Below are 1529 nucleotides of genomic sequence, written 5' to 3' on the forward strand. Positions count from 1 at the left end.
GTCTTCGAATCCTTCATGCCGGCCAGATGCTGGATGGCGCCGGAAATACCCACCGCGATATACAACTGCGGCGCCACGATCTTGCCGGTCTGCCCCACTTGCCAGTCGTTGGGGACATAGCCTGCGTCCACTGCCGCACGCGAGGCGCCCATGGCCGCATTCAGGCGGTCCGCCAAGGGTTCGAGGATCTTGAAGCTGTCGGCCGAACCCATGCCGCGTCCACCCGACACGATCACCTTGGCGCCAGCCAGATCCGGACGATCCGACTTGGCCACTTCGCGCGAGACGAACGCCGACTTGCCGGAGTCAGCCACAGCAGCGATGTTTTCCACGGCAGCATTGCCACCGGCTGCAGCGGCATCAAAGCCGGTGGTGCGCACGGTGATCACCTTGACCGGATCCACCGACTGCACGGTGGCAATCGCATTGCCGGCATAGATCGGGCGCTCGAAGGCATCCGGGCTGACGACCTTGGTGATTTCCGACACTTGCGCCACATCCAGGCGGGCGGCGATGCGCGGGGCGATGTTCTTGCCATAGGCCGTCGCCGGTGCCAGGATGTGCGAATAATCCTTGGCGATGGCAAGTGCTTGCTCAGCAACATTCTCGGCCAGGCCTTCGGCAAAATGCGGCGCATCGGCCACCAGCACCTTGGCCACGCCAGCCAGCTGGGCGGCAGCCTGGGCAGCGGCGGCGCAATTGTGGCCGGCGACGAGAACATGGACGTCGCCTCCGCACTGGGCGGCGGCAGTCACGGTATTGGCAGTGCTGCTCTTTAACGAAGCGTTGTCGTGTTCGGCAATGACGAGTGCAACCATTTTCGATTTCCTATTCCTGAATGCGGTGAATTATTGAATGACCTTGGCTTCGTTCTTGAGCTTGGCGACGAGCGTGACCACATCCGGCACGATCACGCCAGCGGAACGCTTGGCCGGCTCGACCACTTTCAGGGTCTTCAGGCGCGGCGTCACATCCACGCCCAGCTCTTCCGGCTTGACGGTGTCGAGCGGCTTTTTCTTGGCCTTCATGATGTTGGGCAGGGTCACGTAGCGCGGCTCGTTCAGACGCAAGTCGGTGGTGATGATGGCCGGCAGCGACAGCGACAGGGTTTCCAGGCCGCCGTCGACTTCGCGGGTGACGATGGCCTTGTCGCCTTCAATGACGACCTTGGAGGCAAAGGTGGCTTGCGGCCAGCCCAGCAGCGCTGCCAGCATCTGGCCAGTCTGGTTGCAATCGTCATCGATGGCTTGCTTGCCGAGGATGATCAGTTGCGGCTGCTCTTTATCGGCCAGGGCCTTGATGAGCTTGGCCACGGCCAGCGGCTGCAGTTCGGCATCGGTTTCCACCAGGATGCCGCGGTCGGCGCCAATGGCCATGGCGGTGCGCAAGGTTTCCTGGCATTGCGTCACACCGCAAGAAATGGCGACGACTTCGGTCGCCTTGCCGGCTTCCTTCAGACGCGTGGCTTCTTCCATGGCGATTTCATCGAACGGGTTCATCGACATCTTGACGTTGGCCAGTTCAACGCC

The 1529-nt window shown here is 62.2% G+C and carries 2 protein-coding genes; both read right to left on the reverse strand.

What is annotated here, in order from left to right; translation table 11 throughout:
- A partial coding sequence (locus tag EDC30_RS19315; RefSeq protein WP_132260574.1) for an electron transfer flavoprotein subunit alpha/FixB family protein occupies positions 1-818 on the reverse strand: 818 nt, incomplete at its 3' end.
- A gap of 30 nt (positions 819-848) precedes the next feature.
- Positions 849-1529 (reverse strand): electron transfer flavoprotein subunit beta/FixA family protein (locus EDC30_RS19320; RefSeq protein WP_132260575.1); only part of this gene is annotated, 681 nt, incomplete at its 5' end.

Origin of the sequence: Paucimonas lemoignei (assembly GCF_004342585.1) — a bacterium.
GTDB lineage: Bacteria > Pseudomonadota > Gammaproteobacteria > Burkholderiales > Burkholderiaceae_D > Paucimonas > Paucimonas lemoignei.